This window comes from Micromonospora sp. NPDC049114, from assembly GCF_040648635.1.
In the GTDB taxonomy this organism is placed as follows: domain Bacteria; phylum Actinomycetota; class Actinomycetes; order Mycobacteriales; family Micromonosporaceae; genus Micromonospora.
Genome location: NZ_JBEZEA010000021.1, coordinates 39,802 through 56,750 on the forward strand (window position 1 = coordinate 39,802; position 16,949 = coordinate 56,750).

The 16,949-nt window shown below is 69.8% G+C and carries 16 protein-coding genes; 10 read left to right on the forward strand and 6 right to left on the reverse strand.

The genetic code is table 11. The annotated features are described in order from the left end of the window. The first annotated feature begins 4 nt into the window (after positions 1–4). The 5 genes from AB0B39_RS31855 (at position 5) to AB0B39_RS31875 (ending at position 4,573) form a co-directional block, all read left to right on the forward strand. On the forward strand, positions 5–934 hold the full coding sequence (locus tag AB0B39_RS31855; RefSeq protein ID WP_234588723.1) for a F0F1 ATP synthase subunit gamma: 930 nt from the start codon (positions 5–7) through the stop codon (positions 932–934). Beyond that, positions 934–2,370 (forward strand): F0F1 ATP synthase subunit beta, encoded by a 1,437-nt coding sequence (gene atpD / locus AB0B39_RS31860; protein ID WP_357496008.1) that lies wholly within the window; start codon positions 934–936, stop codon positions 2,368–2,370. Before AB0B39_RS31855 ends, atpD begins: the two co-directional genes overlap by 1 nt. Positions 2,371–2,591: 221 nt before the next feature. Continuing rightward, positions 2,592–3,734 carry an LCP family protein gene (locus tag AB0B39_RS31865; protein ID WP_357496010.1) on the forward strand — a complete coding sequence of 381 codons (1,143 nt, stop codon included), beginning with the start codon at positions 2,592–2,594 and terminating at the stop codon, positions 3,732–3,734. Between the two features lie 89 nt (positions 3,735–3,823). Continuing rightward, positions 3,824–4,105, forward strand: coding sequence for a F0F1 ATP synthase subunit epsilon (locus tag AB0B39_RS31870; RefSeq protein WP_234588727.1), 282 nt, complete (start codon positions 3,824–3,826; stop codon positions 4,103–4,105). 12 nt (positions 4,106–4,117) lie between these two features. Then, positions 4,118–4,573, forward strand: coding sequence for a DUF2550 domain-containing protein (locus AB0B39_RS31875; RefSeq protein WP_357496012.1), 456 nt, complete (start codon positions 4,118–4,120; stop codon positions 4,571–4,573). Positions 4,574–4,943: 370 nt separating this feature from the next. Here the strand turns inward: AB0B39_RS31875 and AB0B39_RS31880 are convergent, their stop codons facing one another. After that, positions 4,944–5,516 (reverse strand): cob(I)yrinic acid a,c-diamide adenosyltransferase, encoded by a 573-nt coding sequence (locus tag AB0B39_RS31880; protein WP_357576137.1) that lies wholly within the window; start codon positions 5,514–5,516, stop codon positions 4,944–4,946. Here AB0B39_RS31880 and murA point away from each other — a divergent pair. Further along, positions 5,515–6,957, forward strand: a complete 1,443-nt coding sequence (murA, locus tag AB0B39_RS31885) for a UDP-N-acetylglucosamine 1-carboxyvinyltransferase (RefSeq protein WP_357496015.1) — start codon at positions 5,515–5,517, stop codon at positions 6,955–6,957. The two genes, AB0B39_RS31880 and murA, sit on opposite strands and share 2 nt — an antisense overlap. A 50-nt stretch (positions 6,958–7,007) precedes the next feature. Here the strand turns inward: murA and AB0B39_RS31890 are convergent, their stop codons facing one another. After that, positions 7,008–7,556 carry an RNA polymerase sigma factor gene (locus tag AB0B39_RS31890; RefSeq protein WP_357496017.1) on the reverse strand — a complete coding sequence of 183 codons (549 nt, stop codon included), beginning with the start codon at positions 7,554–7,556 and terminating at the stop codon, positions 7,008–7,010. Between the two features lie 44 nt (positions 7,557–7,600). Between AB0B39_RS31890 and AB0B39_RS31895 the strand changes: the two genes are divergently transcribed. Further along, the gene (locus AB0B39_RS31895) at positions 7,601–9,046 is read left to right on the forward strand and encodes a serine/threonine-protein kinase (protein WP_357576138.1); all 1,446 of its coding nucleotides are present in this window, start codon (positions 7,601–7,603) and stop codon (positions 9,044–9,046) included. Here AB0B39_RS31895 and AB0B39_RS31900 read toward each other — a convergent pair. Next, a complete protein-coding gene (locus AB0B39_RS31900; protein ID WP_357576139.1) occupies positions 9,037–9,681 on the reverse strand; it encodes a hypothetical protein in 645 nt (214 codons plus the stop codon). The two genes, AB0B39_RS31895 and AB0B39_RS31900, sit on opposite strands and share 10 nt — an antisense overlap. Positions 9,682–9,891: 210 nt before the next feature. Here AB0B39_RS31900 and AB0B39_RS31905 point away from each other — a divergent pair, with 210 nt between their 5' ends. After that, positions 9,892–10,740 carry a 3-hydroxyacyl-CoA dehydrogenase family protein gene (locus AB0B39_RS31905; protein ID WP_234588735.1) on the forward strand — a complete coding sequence of 283 codons (849 nt, stop codon included), beginning with the start codon at positions 9,892–9,894 and terminating at the stop codon, positions 10,738–10,740. A gap of 40 nt (positions 10,741–10,780) precedes the next feature. Here AB0B39_RS31905 and AB0B39_RS31910 read toward each other — a convergent pair whose 3' ends face one another. Both AB0B39_RS31910 and AB0B39_RS31915 read right to left on the reverse strand, forming a co-directional pair. After that, a complete protein-coding gene (locus tag AB0B39_RS31910; RefSeq protein WP_234588736.1) occupies positions 10,781–11,626 on the reverse strand; it encodes an ABC transporter permease in 846 nt (281 codons plus the stop codon). After that, positions 11,623–12,474: an ABC transporter ATP-binding protein gene (locus AB0B39_RS31915; protein ID WP_234588737.1), complete on the reverse strand. Its 852-nt coding sequence runs from the start codon at positions 12,472–12,474 to the stop codon at positions 11,623–11,625. The genes AB0B39_RS31910 and AB0B39_RS31915 overlap by 4 nt, the downstream gene beginning before the upstream one ends. A 151-nt stretch (positions 12,475–12,625) precedes the next feature. Between AB0B39_RS31915 and AB0B39_RS31920 the strand changes: the two genes are divergently transcribed. After that, positions 12,626–14,626 carry a protein meaA gene (locus AB0B39_RS31920; protein WP_357576140.1) on the forward strand — a complete coding sequence of 667 codons (2,001 nt, stop codon included), beginning with the start codon at positions 12,626–12,628 and terminating at the stop codon, positions 14,624–14,626. A 15-nt stretch (positions 14,627–14,641) separates the two neighbouring features. Here AB0B39_RS31920 and AB0B39_RS31925 read toward each other — a convergent pair whose 3' ends face one another. Next, a complete protein-coding gene (locus AB0B39_RS31925) occupies positions 14,642–14,938 on the reverse strand; it encodes a DUF1540 domain-containing protein (protein WP_234588739.1) in 297 nt (98 codons plus the stop codon). A 1,224-nt stretch (positions 14,939–16,162) separates the two neighbouring features. On the opposite strand from AB0B39_RS31925, the gene AB0B39_RS31930 reads away from it, so the two are divergent. After that, the gene (locus AB0B39_RS31930) at positions 16,163–16,723 is read left to right on the forward strand and encodes a hypothetical protein (RefSeq protein ID WP_357497994.1); all 561 of its coding nucleotides are present in this window, start codon (positions 16,163–16,165) and stop codon (positions 16,721–16,723) included. Positions 16,724–16,949: the final 226 nt, after the last annotated feature.

Sequence of the window (16,949 nt, forward strand, 5' to 3'; positions counted from 1 at the left end):
TCCGATGGCGGCCCAGGTACGCGTTCTTCGTCAACGGATCCGCTCGGCGAAGTCGATGAAGAAGATCACCAAGGCGATGGAGCTCGTGGCGACGAGCCGGATCGCCAAGGCCCAGGCCCGGGTGCAGGCGTCCCTGCCGTACGCCCAGGCCATCACCGGTGTGCTCACGGCGCTGGCGTCCAACGCGCGGATCGACCACCCGCTGCTCACCCCGCGTGAGCGGGTGCGGCGGGCGGGCGTCCTGCTGGTCACCAGCGACCGTGGCCTGGCCGGCGGCTACAGCTCCAACGCGATCAAGACGGCGGAGTCGCTCATCGCGCGGCTCCGGGCGGACGGCAAGGAGCCGGTGCTCTACGTCATCGGGCGTAAGGGCGTCGGGTTCTACCGGTTCCGCGACCGGCCGATCGAGGCGAACTGGACGGGGTTCAGCGAGCAGCCGTCGTTCGAGGACGCCCGCATGGTGGGTGAGACGCTGATCAAGGCGTTCACCGCAGGTGCGGACGACGTCGACGGCGGGGCCGGCGCGGACGGGGTGCTCGGCGTCGACGAGTTGCACATCGTCTACACCGAGTTCCACTCGCTGATGACGCAGACCCCGGTTGCCAAGATCCTCGGGCCGATGCAGGTCGAGGATCGGCCGCGCTCCGAGGGGCTGCTGCCGGCGTACGAGTTCGAGCCGGAGGCGGAGGCGCTGCTCGACGCGCTCCTGCCGAGGTACATCAACACGCGGATCTACGCGGCGTTGATCGAGTCGGCGGCGAGCGAGTCGGCGGCACGGCGGCGAGCGATGAAGAGCGCCACCGACAACGCCGAAGACATGATCGACAAGTACACGCGTGAGATGAACTCGGCCCGGCAGGCCGGGATCACCCAGGAGATCAGCGAGATCGTCGGCGGCGCGAACGCGCTGGCCGCGTCGGGAAGTGAAGTGTGATGACTGCACCAGTAGAGACCAAGACGGCCACGGGTCGCGTGGTCCGGGTCATCGGCCCGGTCGTCGACGCCGAGTTCCCGCGCGACGCCATGCCGGCCCTGTTCAACGCGCTCAACGTCGACGTGAACCTGTCCGGCGGTGAGAAGACGCTGACCCTGGAGGTTGCCCAGCACCTGGGTGACAACCTGGTCCGCGCGATCTCGATGCAGCCGACGGACGGCCTGGTTCGCGGCGCTGAGGTGCGTGACCGCGGCGAGCCGATCACCGTGCCGGTGGGCGACGCGGTCAAGGGCAAGGTGTTCAACGCGATCGGCGAGGTGCTCAACCTCAAAGAGGGCGAGACGTTCGAGGCCGACGACCGGTGGGGCATCCACCGCAAGGCCCCGGCCTTCGCGGACCTGGAGCCGAAGACCGAGATGCTGGAGACCGGCATCAAGGTCATCGACCTGCTCGCCCCGTACGTCAAGGGCGGCAAGATCGGCCTGTTCGGCGGCGCGGGCGTGGGCAAGACGGTGCTCATCCAGGAGATGATCACCCGTGTCGCCCGCAACTTCGGTGGTACCTCGGTGTTCGCCGGCGTGGGTGAGCGCACCCGTGAGGGCAACGACCTCATCGCCGAGATGACCGAGTCCGGCGTCATCGACAAGACCGCGCTGGTCTACGGCCAGATGGACGAGCCGCCGGGCACCCGGCTGCGGGTGGCGCTCTCCGCGCTGACCATGGCTGAGTACTTCCGGGACGTGAAGAAGCAGGAGGTGCTGCTCTTCATCGACAACATCTTCCGCTTCACGCAGGCCGGTTCCGAGGTGTCCACCCTGCTCGGCCGCATGCCGAGCGCCGTGGGTTACCAGCCGACCCTTGCCGACGAGATGGGCGAGCTCCAGGAGCGGATCACCTCCGTCCGGGGCCAGGCCATCACCTCCATGCAGGCGATCTACGTGCCGGCGGACGACTACACCGACCCCGCTCCGGCCACCACGTTCGCCCACCTGGACGCGACCACCAACCTGGAGCGGTCGATCTCCGACAAGGGCATCTACCCGGCCGTGGACCCGCTGGCGTCCTCGTCCCGGATCCTCGCCCCGGAGTTCGTCGGTCCGGAGCACTTCCAGGTCGCCACCGAGGTTAAGCGGATCCTGCAGCGCTACAAGGACCTGCAGGACATCATCGCCATCCTCGGTATCGAGGAGCTCTCCGAGGAAGACAAGATCACTGTGGCCCGTGCCCGGCGGATCGAGCGCTTCCTCTCGCAGAACACCTACGCGGCGGAGCAGTTCACCGGCGTGCCGGGCTCGACGGTCCCGATCAAGGAGACCATCGAGGCGTTCCGCAAGATCAGCGAGGGCGAGTACGACCACTTCCCCGAGCAGGCGTTCTTCATGTGCGGCGGTCTCGAGGACCTGGAGAAGAAGGCTGAGGAGCTGATGAAGGGCTGACAGCCCGCTCATCCGTACCGCAAAAGACTGCCCCGGCAACGTCGGGGCAGTCTTTTGTTCATCTTCACGCCTTATCATCGTCGCGGTCCCGTTACCCGTTGTCGTCACTCCGGCGGCACGCGAGATACGGTCGGTTCGCGCGTTCACCTGAACGAGCGCTGACTTCTGCAACCTTTCGACGACGTGCGCCCGTCTCCTCTTCGTGGGCGTAACGAACGGAGATGCGCGTGGGTAAGGCCGGCAAGAGTGGCCGCAAGTCGTCCATCTGGCGGGGCGTGCCGCGCTGGGCCAAGGTGTGCACCGTGTTCGGTCTGGTGCTGGCCATGCTCAGTGGCGGTGTTCTCGTCGGCAGCGAGGTGCTGATGGCCCGCTACGAGGGCGCCGTCGGCAAGGCCGACCTCTTCGGTGACCAGGCGGCGGGCGCCAAGGAGAAGAAGAGCGATATCAAGGGTCCGCTCAACCTTTTGCTCGTCGGCATCGACCCTCGTACGCCGACGGCGGCGCCGCTGGCCGATTCGATCATGGTGCTGCACGTGCCCGCGTCGATGGACCGGGCCTACCTCTTCTCGCTGCCGCGCGACCTCTACGTCGACATCCCGGCGTTCAAGAAGGCCAACTTCCCCGGCGAGACGACGAAGATCAACGCGGCGATGTCGTTCGGCAGTCGAGTGCCCAACGGCAACCCCGACGCGGCGCGCGGCTTCGAGTTGCTGGCCACCACGGTGCAGCGGGTGACCGGCATCAAGCGGTTCGACGCCGGCGCGATCATCAACTTCACCGGCTTCCAGAAGATCGTCGACGCGATGGGCGGCGTCGACATGTACGTCGAGCGGGACGTGAAGTCCGAGCACAAGCAGCCGGACGGCAAGCCCCGACCGGGCAACACGCGCGGCGAGGGTTACGTCGGCCCGCAGGCGATCTACAAGAAGGGCAACCACCACCTCAGCGGGTGGCAGGCCCTGGACTACGTCCGGCAGCGCTACCCGAAGAACGGTGTGCCGGACGCCGACTACGGCCGGCAGCGCCACCAGCAGCAGTTCGTCAAGGCGATGGTCGGCCAGGCCTTCAGTGCCGACGTGGTCGCCAACCCGATCAAGCTCGACAAGGTGCTTCGCGCCGCAGGCCAGTCGCTGATCTTCAACGGGCGCGGCAACAGCGTGGTCGACTACGGGCTGGCCCTAAAGAACATCCGTCCGGACACCATCCAGATGATCAAGCTCCCCGGCGGTCCGGTCTTCGAGGGCAAGACCTACAAGGGTGAGCAGTTCCAGGCAGGTGTCCCGGACTTCTTCACCGCCCTGCACAATGAACAACTGGACCCGTTCCTGCTGGAGCACCCGGAATTCCAGAACAAGACCAAGTAGCCGTGGCGCAGCTCTCCCCACCCGCGTTGGGGGTGGCTCACCCGCACGACTAGACTTTCGGCAATCCGTCGCCGCAGCAAGGAGACAGCGTGGCACAGCAGCTTCACGTCGAGCTCGTCGCCGTCGAGGAGAAGGTCTGGTCCGGTGAGGCCGAGATGGTCGTCGCCCGGACCACCGAGGGCGAGCTCGGTGTCCTGCCGGGGCACGCGCCGCTGCTCGGCCAGCTCGCCGAGCCCGGCCAGGTCCGCATCAAGCTGGCCGGCGGTGAGCAGGTCTCCTACGAGGTGGCCGGCGGCTTCCTCTCGGTGAGCGCCGAAGGCGTCACCGTGCTGGCCGAGAGCGCTACCCCGGTTTCCGCGCAGAGCCGCTGAGTCACACCGCGGATGGAGATCGTCGAGGGCTTCGGGATCGGCGTCGCCGTCATCCTCGTCGCGCTTCTCGTGCTCTTCGTCCGGCGGGCCGTCGTGACCCGCAGCGGTGGCATCATCCGGCTCAGCGTCCGGGTCACCACGGTGCTCGACGGGCGTGGCTGGTCGCCCGGCTTCGGTCGGTTCGCCGGTGACGAGCTGCGCTGGTATCGGATGTTCAGCTTCGCGCTCCGTCCCAAGCGGGTTCTCTCCCGCAAGGATCTCGCGGTCGAGCGCCGCCGGTTGCCCGAAGGGCAGGAGCGGCTCTCCATGCCGGCCGACTGGGTGATCCTCCGCTGTACCAGTCACCACGCACCGGTGGAGATCGCCATGGCGCGATCTACCGTGACCGGTTTCCTCTCCTGGCTCGAGGCCGCCCCTCCGGGGGCGGTCTCGCCGCGTATGGCCTCCCAGGACTGGCCGGCTGCCTGACCCGCCTTTCGGTGGTTGCTCTTGGGGTTTCCGGGGCAGCCCGCCCGGCTCCGGGCGGTCAGGCTTGATCCCTGCGCCGGGCGGGCTGCCCCGGAAACCCGTTCCCGGCGCTGTGCGTCGTTCTGGCGCCGTCCTTTTGTCAGCTGCCGTTACCGATGCAGCTGCGTCCTGCCCCAGCGTTGATCGACTCGACTTTCCTGATGCCGGGGTGTCCTCGTGGCGGGGACACCCCGACGTCAAGGAACCGGGGTTGATCAGGGCGTTGACCGGAGTCAGCTCCGCCTTGGAGCGCAGCCCTGTCCGAGGAGTCGGCTGCGCCGACGCGTGGGCGCGGTCAGATGGGGAACCCACGCCTGCACAGCGTCGACGTTCAGCGCTTGCCGCCCGGCACCCATAGCACGTCTCCCGCCGGATTTGCCGTTCTTGACAGGATAAAGAGCAGATCGGAGAGCCGGTTGAGATACTTTGCCGGGAGCGGGCTGGTCCGGTCCGGATCGTGGTTGACCAGCGCCCACGCCGCCCGCTCGGCACGCCGGGCGATGGTCCGCGCCACGTGCAGCAGCGCCGCGCCCGCGGTGCCGCCGGGGAGGATGAAGGAGTCGAGCGTGCTCAGGCGTGCGTTGTACTCGTCGCACCAGCCCTCCAGGCGCTCGACGTACTCCTCGGTCACCCGCAGCGGCGGATACTTCGGCTCCGACTCGACCGGGGTGGACAGGTCGGCGCCGACGTCGAACAGGTCGTTCTGCACCGACGCCAGCACGCCCCGCAGTTCCTCGTCGAGCTGGCCGAGAGCGAGCGCGACACCGATCGCCGCGTTGCACTCGTCGACATCCGCGTACGCGGCGATCCGTGGATCGGTCTTCGGGACCTGCTCGTTGTTGCTCAGCCTGGTCATGCCGGCGTCGCCGGCCTTGGTGTAGATGCGCGTGAGGTGGACGGCCATGACGCACAGCCTACGGATACCGGACCTGACGATCCCCGCACGGCCGGAGGCGACAGCCGGCTGGCCCGCGGTGGTGGGTCCCGGCGACGCCGGTGACCCGGCGGTCAACGACGTCGACGTCATCCGGGTCTGCGGTGCCGCCCGGCTGGCAGGCACCGTACACGTCGTCGGCGCCAAGAACTCGGCCCTGAAGCTGATGGCCGCCGCGCTGCTCGCACCCGGGCGCAGCGTGATCACCAATGTTCCCCGGATCACCGATATCGCGATCATGGGGGAGGTGCTGCGACGGCTGGGCTGCGACGTCCGGTTCGACGCGGACGACCCCGTCGATCCCATGGTGGCCCGCGGCGGGGTCGCCCGGTCCCGCTCGGTGACCATCGACGTGCCCGAGCAACCCGGCGCGGAGGCCGACTACGACCTGGTCCGGCGGCTGCGCGCATCGATCTGCGTGCTGGGACCGCTGCTGGCCCGCCGAGGGTACGTGCGGGTGGCCCACCCCGGCGGCGACGCGATCGGCTCGCGGGGACTGGACATGCACATCTCCGGGCTGACCCGGATGGGCGCGGAGATCTCCGGCGAGCACGGCTTCGTGATCGCCGAGGCTCCGCACGGGCTGCGCGGCGCGGACATCGTGCTGGACTTCCCCAGCGTGGGCGCCACCGAGAACCTGGTGATGGCGGCCGTGCTGGCACAGGGCACCACGATGATCGACAACGCGGCCCGCGAGCCGGAGATCGTGGACATCTGCACGATGCTCAACCAGATGGGCGCGCGGATCTCCGGCGCCGGCACGTCCACCCTGCGGATCACCGGCGTGGCCGGCCTGCGCCCGGTGCGGCACGCCACAGTGGGGGACCGGATCGTCGCGGGCACCTGGGCCTTCGGCGCCGCGATGACGCGCGGCGACGTGACGGTGACCGGGCTGGACCCGGCCTACCTGGAGGTCGCGCTGGACAAGGTCGTCGCGGCCGGCGGCCTGGTCGAGACGCACGGTGACGGCTTCCGGGTGCGCATGGACGACAGGCCCCGGGCGGTGGACGTGGTGACGCTGCCGTACCCCGGTTTCGCCACCGACCTGCTGCCCATGGCGATCGGACTGGCCGCGGTCAGCGACGGCGCCTCACTGATCACGGAGAACATCTTCGACGGCCGGTTCATGTTCGCCAACGAGATGATGCGGCTCGGCGCGGACATCAAGACCGACGGGCACCACGCGGTGGTCCGGGGGCGGGAACGGCTCTCCGGAGCGCCGGTCCGGGCCACCGACATCCGCGCCGGCGCCGGGCTGATCATCGCCGGCCTGTGCGCGGACGGACCCACCGAGGTGTCCCACGTGCACCACGTCGACCGGGGGTACCCGGATTTCGTGGCCGACCTGCGCGCGCTCGGTGTGGCTGTGGAGCGGGGCACCGCGCCGGACGAGCCGTCGCTGGAGATCTGACGCCCTGGCCGGCGTTCCACCGGGCCGACGCCGCTGTGGGTGGCGCAGTGTCAGGTGGCCTGAAGCGAGGCGCGCACGTGCCGTCGTGCGTCGTGGATGCGTGACTTCAGGGTGCCGACCGGAATGGCGAGGTGGTCGGCGATCTGGTCGTAGGTCAACTGGCACAGGTCGCGCAGCACCAGAGGGGCGACCAGTTCGGGTCGGTGGGCCTCCAGTCGTTCCAGCGCGTCCAGCAGGTCGAGTCGGGAACCCGCGATCACGCTTGTGGTGCGCGGGTCGGCGGCGTCGAGCGGGAGCTGTGGCGTGGACTGCTCATCGGCCCGGCGCTTGAGGCTGCGGTACGTCTGACGGGCGCAGTTGGCCGTGACGATGTGCAGCCAGGTGGAGAACTTCGACCGGCCGGCGAAGCTGTCGATCTTGCGGGCGACCTGCAGGAGGGCATCCTGGCACGCCTCTTCGGCATCCTGGCGGCAGGGGAGGAGGCGCAGGCACTGCCGCATGACCTGCGGCTCGATCCTGGCCAGCAACATGTCAAGTGCGGCGGCGTCGCCCCGGGCGGCACGGCCGGCGAGATCCTCGACAGCAAGATCGTCTGACAAGCTCAGGCCCCGTTCCTCAGCGTCTTGTCGGCCATAATACGGGCGTGTCAGTACCCGGCAAGATCGGTCGATACCGCGTGGTAGGGCGGATCGGCTCCGGAGCGTTCGCCACCGTGTGGCTCGGCGCCGACGATGCTCTGGACGCTTCCGTCGCGATCAAGGTGCTGGCGGACAATTGGTCGTACCACACCGATCTGCGGGAGCGGTTCGAGCAGGAAGCGCGGATCATGCGGCGGACGGATTCCAGTCTGCTCATGCGTGTGCTCGACGTCGGTGAGCTGCCTGATGGACGGCCGTACCTGGTGATGCCGTACGCGGCTGGCGGCACCCTCGCGGACCGACTCGTCTCGGGGCCGCTGCCCGTACGCGAGGCCCTGCTCATCGCGGCCGACATCGCCAGCGCCGTCACGGTGCTGCACGAGGGCGGCGTTCTGCACCGGGATCTCAAGCCGTCCAATGTGTTGTTTCAGCCGGCTGCGGACCGGGATCGGGTGCTGGTCGCCGACCTCGGTCTGGCCAAGGCGCTCGCCAACGCGTCCGGGTTCACGATCGCGGCCGGCACACCCGGCTACATGCCACCCGAGCAGGCCACCGCCGGTGGTGGTCTGGACATCCGCGCCGACGTGTACGCGATCGGCGCGACGACCTACCACATGGTGACCGGCCGCGCTCCCGAGCCGGCACGGTCCAACGGCAACCGTTCGGGCCGGGCCGGGCGCACAGCGCTCCGGCCGTCCCAGCTTCGTCCCGGCCTTCCCTCCGAAGTGGACGACCTGGTGCGACGGGCGCTGCATCCCGACCCGCGGCAACGCTGGGCGTCCGCCGCCGTGATGCGCGACGAACTGCACCGGGTCATCGCGTCGCTGGAGCGGGACGCGGGCCGTGGCCGGTTCGTACGGCAGGTGGGGCGGGTCGTCGGCGTCGGTGTCGCGCTGACCGCGCTGCTGGCCACCACGGGTTCCAGTTCCACGCCGTCGGCACGGTCCGGTTGGGTGCGCGTGGACGACGCCTCCGGTGCTCTGTCGGTCGCGGTGCCGGCGAGCTGGGCCGGTCAGGTGAAGGACGCCGGCTGGGATCCTTCGGTGCTGCGACTTCCCGCCGGCCAGGCGCCGGGTGTCGTGGTCGCCCCGAATCTCGCTGTGTGGCCGGATCCGGCGAGCGGGATGCCCGGCGTGTTCGTCGGCGCGAGCAGGTCCCTGCTCGCCGGGGGTCCGGAACCGGCGCTGCCCAGCCACGCCTCCTGCGTCCGGCAGCCCGACCGCACAGTGGACGTGGGTGGGGACAGGGCACTGGTACGACGGTGGACGTCGTGTGGCGCTTCGGTGTCGTTCAGCGAGGTGGTGTTGGCCGTGCCGCAGCGCCGCTGTGGCGTTTACCTGCAGATCAAGCAGGTCGGCGATGAGGACCTGACCGACGAGATCCTGGCCGGCCTGCGGGTGTCCAGCGCGCTGGCGCCGCAGGCCGGCCGTTTCGGGTCCGCCTACTCGTAGCAGTCCTGGTTCGCGTACTGCAGGGTCAGGCTGATGACCTTGCCGTTCTTCGTCTCGATGCGGTAGACGGCCTTGCTGTTGCCGGGGGTCTTGGCGGTGCCGCGACCGTTCGTCGCGTCTCCGTCGGCTGCCTTCCACGTCGGGTAGATCCGCAGCATCTCGGCGCTCGACATGCCGATCCGCGCTCCCTCGGGCGTCCTGATGCCCGCGTACGCGTCGATTGTGGCGATTCCCAGCGTCGGCGAGAGGAGGACGACCTCATCCCCGGTCGGGGCGGCCCGCAGGTGCGCCGGCGCGCAGCCGCCGGCGTTGTTCGTGAAGGTCCGCAGCAGGCCCGTTCCGGTGGCCTGCTGACGGGTCATGCCGAGCTTGAGCGAACCGATGCCGTCCGGGCCCAGGACGAGCGACGCCGGGCGGGTCGGGTCGCTGGCCGGTCGGGCGGACGACGGGGACGACGGGGACGACGGGGGCGAGCTGGGCGGGGTGGACGGGGTGGGCGTGCCGGTGGTGGCCGCGCTGGTCGTCGGCTCGGGCGAGCCGGCCGGCGCGGCGTTGCCGTCCTGGTGTGCGGGTGACGAGCACCCCGCCGCGAGCAGGAGGCAGGTGAGGGTTCCGACCATCGACGTTGCGCGCATCATGAGCTCCTGGCTGTGTCTGCCTGTTGGGTTGTCGTAGGGTTCGATGCACCCAACCGGAAGTTTGTTCGCTCTGGCGAGTCGTGCATCCGTCACACGGGCGCGGCGGCTGGCACCCGACGAGATCCGTTCTTCCGGAGCCCTTAGTCATCGTTCAGGCTCGCGGACTAGGGTGCAGGCAGGCACTCAATCGCAGCGAGGGAGAAGCAGATGGCGGGTCGACTCGCAGTCGTCGGGGCCGGGCTGATGGGCTCCGGCATCGCCCAGGTGGCGGCGCAGGCGGGCTGGCAGGTGACGCTGCGCGACCTGGACGACGCGGCCACCACCCGGGGGATCGGCGGCATCCGGAAGTCGCTGGAGAAGTTCGCCGAGAAGGGCAAGATCGAGGCGTCCGACGTCGAGGCGACGCTGGCGCGGATCACCCCGACCACCGACCTGGAGGCGGCGGCGGACGCGGACATCGTGGTCGAGGCGGTCTTCGAGCGGCTGGAGATCAAGCACGAGGTGTTCCGTGCGCTGGACAAGATCTGCAAGTCCGACGCGGTGCTCGCCACCAACACGTCGGCCATCCCGGTCACCCAGATCGCCGCGGTGACCGAGCGGCCCGAGGCCGTCGTCGGCACCCACTTCTTCTCGCCGGTGCCGATGATGCAGCTCTGTGAGCTGGTGCGCGGCTACAAGACCAGCGACGAGACCCTGGCCACCGTGAAGGCCTTCGCCGAGGAGATCGGCAAGACGGTCGTGGTGGTCAACCGGGACATCGCCGGCTTCGTCACCACGCGGCTGATCTCCGCACTGGTGGTCGAGGCGGTCAAGCTGGTCGAGTCCGGCGTGGTGTCGGCGGAGGACCTGGACACCGCCTGCCGGTTGGGCTTCGGGCACGCCATGGGCCCGCTGGCCACCACCGACCTGACCGGCGTGGACGTGCTGCTGCACGCCTCGAAGAACATCTACACCGACACGGCGGACGAGAAGTTCTTCCCGCCGGAGCTGCTCCAGCGCATGGTCACCGCCGGCGACCTGGGCCGCAAGACCGGCAAGGGTTTCTACACGTACTGAGTCGCGACGACCGGGGCGGTTACCCGCCCCGGTCGACCGCTCAGCCGTCGCGCTTGGTGGTCCAGCGGAAGGTGGTCAGGCAGACCACCAGGCTGATCACGCACCACAGGGCGAGCACCAGCGCCACCCGGCCCAGCTCGAACGACCCGCCCGGCTCCTGCGCGCCGAAGCTCTCGGGCAGAAAGACCGCGCGCAGCCCCTGGCACATCCACTTGAGCGGGAACAGTGCCGCCACCTGCTGCATCCAGGTGGGCAGGTCGGTGAAGACGAAGAACACCCCGGAGATGAACTGGAGCACCAGGGCGATCGGGGTGACCACCGCCGAGCCGCTGCGGGCGCTGCGGGCCAGCGACGAGATCGCGATGCCGCACAGGGTGCACGCGGTCACCCCGAGCACGGCTACCCAGCCGAAGGTGAACCACTTCTCGGCGGTGCTGGGCAGGTCGAGGTCGAACAGCGCCACCGCGGCGGCCAACAGCAGCGCCGTCTCGGCGATGCCGATCACCACCACCATGATCACTTTGCCGGCGAACCAGACCCACTTCGGCATCGGCGTGCCCCAGTAACGCTTGAGTACCCCCCGGTCCCGCTCGACCGGGATCCAGATGCCCAGGTTCTGGAAGCTCACGGTCATCAGACCGGTCGCGATCATGCCGGTGATGAAGTACTGGGTGAACTTGACCCCGCCGCCGATCGTGCCGTGGAAGATCGACGCGAAGATCAGGATCATGATGATGGGGAAACCCATCGTGAAGACCACCGACTCCCGGCTGCGCAGGAACTGGGTGGTCTCCAACCGGCCCTGGCGCAGGGCGAGCGCAGCCGCACCCGGCCGCCGGCCGCGGGTCGTGGCGACCGGCGTCGCCGGCTTGGTCGTGGTCGTCATCGCGCGTGTCCGATCATGGTGAGGTAGACGTCCTCCAGAGTCGGCCGGGTCACCGTCAGCCCGGGGACCTCACCGCCGTAACGCACGGCGAGGTCGGCCACGAAGGCCGTCGGCGTCGCGCTCTGCGCGCTCTCCACCGTCCCTTCCGGGGTACGCCAGGAGACCGTGGCCAGGGCCTCCTGCCGATTGCCCAGCAGGTTGGGAGCGGCCACCTCGACCAGCCGACCGCCAGCGATCACGCCGACCCGGTCGGCGAGGGCCTCGGCCTCGTCCAGGTAGTGGGTGGTGAGCAGGATGGTGGTGCCCGCTGCGGCGAGGTCGCGGATCAGCTCCCAGAACTCGCGGCGGGCCTCCGGGTCGAAGCCGGTGGTCGGCTCGTCGAGGAAGAGCAGCTCGGGGCGGCCGACGATGCCCAGCGCCACGTCCAGGCGGCGCTTCTGCCCGCCGGAGAGGGTGTGCGTCCGGGCCTTCGCCTTGTCGGCCAACCCGACCCGCTCGATCACCTTGTCCGGGTCGTCGGCGTCGGCATAGAAGCCGGAGAAGTGCCGGACCACCTCGGCCACCGTCAGCTCGTCGAACTCCCCGGTGCCCTGCAGCACGATGCCCACGCGGGACCGCCAGCCCGGATCGGCCTGGGCCGGGTCCGTGCCGAGCACCGTCACCTCGCCCGAGTCGCGACGCCGGTAGCCCTCCAGGATCTCCACCGTGGTGGTCTTGCCGGCGCCGTTCGGGCCGAGCAACGCGAACACCTCACCGCGGTGGACGTCGAGATCCACGCCCGCCACGGCCACGTTGTCGCCGTACGCCTTGCGCAGCCCTCGGACAGAGATGGCCAGCTCGTCATGCATGCCGTCCAGTGTGCGCCCTGACCGCCACACCCCGCTGCCCAGGGTGTGGCGGTCAGCGCCACCGCGAGCCGTTCGGACCCGGTCGTCCGCGACATGGACCTGTGTGGTTTTCCACAGCTCCTTTTACTGAACGGTAACTTAGACTCCGGCCATGGATGAGACGCCGAGCCGGTTGCCCGAGCGGGACCGCCCGTGGGTGATGCGCACGTACGCCGGTCACTCGTCGGCCGCGGCCACCAACGCGCTCTTCCGCCGCAACCTCGCCAAGGGGCAGACCGGCCTGTCGGTCGCCTTCGACCTGCCCACCCAGACCGGGTACGACCCGGACCACGAACTCGCCGCCGGTGAGGTCGGCCGGGTCGGCGTGCCGGTGGCCCACCTCGGGGACATGCGGGCACTCTTCGACGGCATCCCGCTCGCCGAGATGAACACCTCGATGACCATCAACGCCCCGGCGATGTGGCTGCTGGCCCTGTACGGCACCGTCGGCCTCGAACAGGACGCGGAACTGGCCCGCTGCGCCGGCACCACCCAGAACGACATCATCAAGGAGTACCTGTCCCGGGGGACGTACATCTTCCCGCCGGCGGCCTCCCTGCGGCTCACCGCCGACGTGGTGGCGTACACGCTGCGGGAGATGCCCCGGTGGAACCCGGTGAACATCTGCTCGTACCACCTCCAGGAAGCCGGCGCCACTCCCGTACAGGAGGTCGGTTTCGCCCTGGCCACCGCCGTCGCCGTCCTCGACGCGGTCCGCGACTCCGGCCAGGTGCCCGCCGAGCGGATGGGTGACGTGGTGCAGCGCGTCTCGTTCTTCGTCAACGCCGGGGTGCGCTTCGTCGAGGAGATCGCCAAGATGCGCGCGTTCGGCGTGCTCTGGGACGAGATCACCCGGGACCGGTACGGGGTGACCGAGGCGCGGCAGCGACGGTTCCGCTACGGCGTGCAGGTCAACTCCCTCGGCCTCACCGAGGCGCAACCGGAGAACAACATCCAGCGCATCGTGCTGGAGATGCTCGGCGTGACGATGTCCCGCGACGCCCGCGCCCGCGCCGTGCAACTGCCCGCCTGGAACGAGGCGCTCGGCCTGCCCCGCCCCTGGGACCAGCAGTGGTCGCTGCGGATGCAGCAGGTCCTGGCGTACGAGTCTGACCTGCTCGAATATCCCGACCTCTTCGCCGGCTCGCACGTCATGACCGCACTCGTCGACGAGATCGTCACCGGAGCGCGCGCCGAGCTGGACAAGGTGCTGGAACTGGGCGGCGTGGTAGCCGCTGTGGAGACCGGCTACCTCAAGAGCGCGCTCGTCGCCTCGCTTGCCGAACGCCGCCGCCGGATGGAGTCCGGCGCCGACGTGGTGGTCGGCGTCAACAGGTACGCCGAGACCGAGCCCTCCCCGCTCACCGCAGCCGGCGCCGAGGCAGTCGAACAGGTCGACCCCGCGGTCGAGGCGGCCGCCGTCGCCTCCGTACGTCAATGGCGTGCCGGTCGGGACGACGACGCCGTCGACGCGGCGCTGGCCCAGCTCCGCGCGGACGCCGCGACCACCGCCAACCTCATGCCGGCCACCCTGGAGTGCGTGCGCGTCGGGGTGACCACCGGCGAGTGGGCCGGCGCGCTCCGCCAGGTCTTCGGCGAGTACCGGGCGCCCACCGGCCTGGCCGGCGCCACCGGCAGCGGAGGCGACCCGGGCCTCGCGGCAGTGCGGGAGCGCGTCACCGCCACCGCCCGTGAGCTGGGCACCGGCCGGCTGCGGCTGCTGGTCGGCAAACCCGGCCTGGACGGGCACTCCAACGGCGCGGAGCAGATCGCGGTACGCGCCCGCGACGCCGGCTTCGAGGTCGTCTACCAGGGCATCCGGCTGACCGCCGGGGAGATCGTGGCCGCCGCCGTCGAGGAGGACGTCGACCTGGTCGGGCTCTCCGTGCTGTCCGGCTCACACCTGGCCGCCGTACCCGCCGTCCTCGACGGGCTGCGCGCCGCCGGCCGGGCGGACCTGCCGGTGGTGGTCGGCGGCATCATCCCGGCCGGTGACGCGGACACCCTGCGGGCGGCGGGCGTGGCCCGGGTCTTCACCCCGAAGGACTTCGCCCTCACCGGCATCATCGACGACCTGGTGACTGTCATCCGGCAGGCCAACGACCTGCCCTGAGCCCGCCTTCGCGGGTCAGCGATTGGCGTACGTCATGCAGTCGGCCATGTCGTTGTCCGGGCCGACCTTGATGGACGACGCGTGGCACTCCAACTGCTCGTTGTGCCGACAGTCGGAACGCTGGCAAGCACCCACCTGGGCGGTGAGGCCGTCCACCCCGCCCCGGACGGGCGACTCGACGAAGGTGTGGCAGTGCGCGTGGTCCATGCTGCCGATGGTGATCGCGAAGGCGTGGCAGTCACCGCCCTGGTTGTACGCACATGCCGCGACCACACATTCCTGGACCCGGGGCATCTCCATCGCTGTGGTCATGCCGACCTCCTCTAGGCTTCTTGTCACGATCCTAGGCATTTGTCAGTCGCCGAAGGCCCGATATGTCCGCCTGACGATCAGCCGTGGCCCCCGGCGTCCGGGCCGGGTACCCGCGCCGACGAGATCGACACGAGGTCCCCGATGTCGGGTGCCAGCGCCTGGATATCCCATGTCGGACCCGATCGACACGTGCTCGCCGGTGTCGGGTGCCAACCGGCGGGCCGGGATCGACGCGGGATCACCGATGTCGGGTGTCAAAGCCGCCGGATGTCCCGCACCGAGGTGATCGACACGAGGTCCCCGATGTCGGGTGTCGACCGGTCGGCGTGATCGAAGCGCGCGGTCGGCCATGTCGGGGTGTCTGCCGGTTTCGGCAGGCCGAAACGGGCGTGATCAACACGGGTTCGCCGATATCGGGGTATCAACCGGTCCCGGATACCCCGATATCGGCGAACCCGAGTCGATCACCACCCAGCCACACCCCGTCCGCCGCGTCCGCCGCGTCCGCTGCGTCGGAATAGGCGGGATGTCCGTTTCTGGGCGGTCGCTGGGTTGTGACCGGTCGCATCCGTGGGCCGGAATCGTGGCGGGCCGGGGGTCGTTGCATACCCTGACGATCGCAGGACCACGGCCCGCCCCCGTCCGCTCGACCGGGTGGGAAATGGCCGGTCGGGCCGGGTCGTCGCAGACCACCCGAACAACCCGTGACCCCGCCCCGGGGCCCCGGCGAGGGCCCGGGAATGACCCCAGCCCGGCGGCCGTTACACACGGTCCGGGCCCCGCGAGCCCCGCTCGCGGGCCGCCGCGGGAATGACCCGGACAGCCGGCCGTTACACACGGTCCGGCGCGGCGAGCCCCTCGCGGGCCGCCGCGGGAATGACCCCGGACGGTCGGCCGTTACACGTGGTCCGGCGCCGCGAGCCCCCCTCGCGGGCAGCCGGGAATGACCCCGGATCGCGGGTCGTTACACAGGGTCCGGCGCCGCGAGCCCCCCTCGCAGGCCGCCGGGAATGACCCCGGATCGCGGGTCGTTACACACCGTCCAGGCGCCGCGAGCCCCCCGCTCGCCGGCTGCCGCCCCCGGGCGCTACGAGGCGATCAGCCCGCAGGCCCCCCCCACATCTTTTCCCCTTGTTTTGTGCAGCGCCGGACGAGGTGCTCACATCCGCGTCGCCGCTCCCCGGCGGTGAGGCGGGTGTTCCTACCCCCGAAGGAGCTACCCCCATGAACACGATCTTGCGTAAGAGCATGCTGTCCGTGGCCGGTCTCGCGTTCGCCGGTGGAGTCTTCGCCGGCCCGATCGCCGCCCACGCCAACCCCGTCGACGCCAAGCCCGCCGCCGTCGCCGTGCAGACCACGGCGCCGAAGCCGCAGGGCGCGCAGTCGCACATCGATTTGAACGGTGAGCAGACCGGCAACGTCAAGGCGATCATCGCCGCCACGAAGAAGGCCGGCCTGCCCGAGCGCGCTGCGGTCATCTCGATCGCGACGAGCCTGCAGGAGTCGAAGCTGGAGAACCTGGGTCACCTCGGCGACGCCAACGACCACGACTCGCTGGGCCTGTTCCAGCAGCGCCCGACCAGTGGTTGGGGCACGCCGGAGCAGATCACCAACCCGGAGTACTCCACGACCGCGTTCCTCAAGGGCCTGCGCCAGGTTGACGGCTGGCAGGACATGCCGCTGACCGACGCCGCGCAGACCGTGCAGGTCTCGGCGTACCCGGACGCGTACGCCCAGTGGGAGCAGCAGGCCACCGACCTGGTTGCCCAGCACTGGAACAGCTGACCCACCGCACCGACCGATGGCCGGCACCCGACAACGGGCGCCGGCCATCGGCATACCTGGCGGCACCCCGAACCCCGGGGTGCCGGCCACCGTCGTGCCCGAGAGAGATCTTGGACAGTTCCCGTCATCAGGGCGGGCTCAACCGATGGTTGCAACACCCTTTCGTGATCGTCGTTGGGGTGGTTATGGCGTCGAGGTTGAGTCCGCTGGAGCGGGAGCAGATCGG

What these genes read in the sequence shown, in the direction of transcription:
- AB0B39_RS31855 (WP_234588723.1), top strand. Translation starts at nt 5, where the DNA reads ATGGCGGCCCAGGTACGCGTTCTTCGTCAACGGATCCGCTCGGCGAAG.
- atpD (WP_357496008.1), top strand. Translation starts at nt 934, where the DNA reads ATGACTGCACCAGTAGAGACCAAGACGGCCACGGGTCGCGTGGTCCGG.
- AB0B39_RS31865 (WP_357496010.1), top strand. Translation starts at nt 2,592, where the DNA reads ATGCGCGTGGGTAAGGCCGGCAAGAGTGGCCGCAAGTCGTCCATCTGG.
- AB0B39_RS31875 (WP_357496012.1), top strand. Translation starts at nt 4,118, where the DNA reads ATGGAGATCGTCGAGGGCTTCGGGATCGGCGTCGCCGTCATCCTCGTC.
- murA (WP_357496015.1), top strand. Translation starts at nt 5,515, where the DNA reads ATGACGCACAGCCTACGGATACCGGACCTGACGATCCCCGCACGGCCG.
- AB0B39_RS31880 (WP_357576137.1), bottom strand. Translation starts at nt 5,516, where the DNA reads ATGGCCGTCCACCTCACGCGCATCTACACCAAGGCCGGCGACGCCGGC.
- AB0B39_RS31900 (WP_357576139.1), bottom strand. Translation starts at nt 9,681, where the DNA reads ATGCGCGCAACGTCGATGGTCGGAACCCTCACCTGCCTCCTGCTCGCG.
- AB0B39_RS31905 (WP_234588735.1), top strand. Translation starts at nt 9,892, where the DNA reads ATGGCGGGTCGACTCGCAGTCGTCGGGGCCGGGCTGATGGGCTCCGGC.
- AB0B39_RS31910 (WP_234588736.1), bottom strand. Translation starts at nt 11,626, where the DNA reads ATGACGACCACGACCAAGCCGGCGACGCCGGTCGCCACGACCCGCGGC.
- AB0B39_RS31915 (WP_234588737.1), bottom strand. Translation starts at nt 12,474, where the DNA reads ATGCATGACGAGCTGGCCATCTCTGTCCGAGGGCTGCGCAAGGCGTAC.
- AB0B39_RS31920 (WP_357576140.1), top strand. Translation starts at nt 12,626, where the DNA reads ATGGATGAGACGCCGAGCCGGTTGCCCGAGCGGGACCGCCCGTGGGTG.
- AB0B39_RS31925 (WP_234588739.1), bottom strand. Translation starts at nt 14,938, where the DNA reads ATGACCACAGCGATGGAGATGCCCCGGGTCCAGGAATGTGTGGTCGCG.
- AB0B39_RS31930 (WP_357497994.1), top strand. Translation starts at nt 16,163, where the DNA reads ATGAACACGATCTTGCGTAAGAGCATGCTGTCCGTGGCCGGTCTCGCG.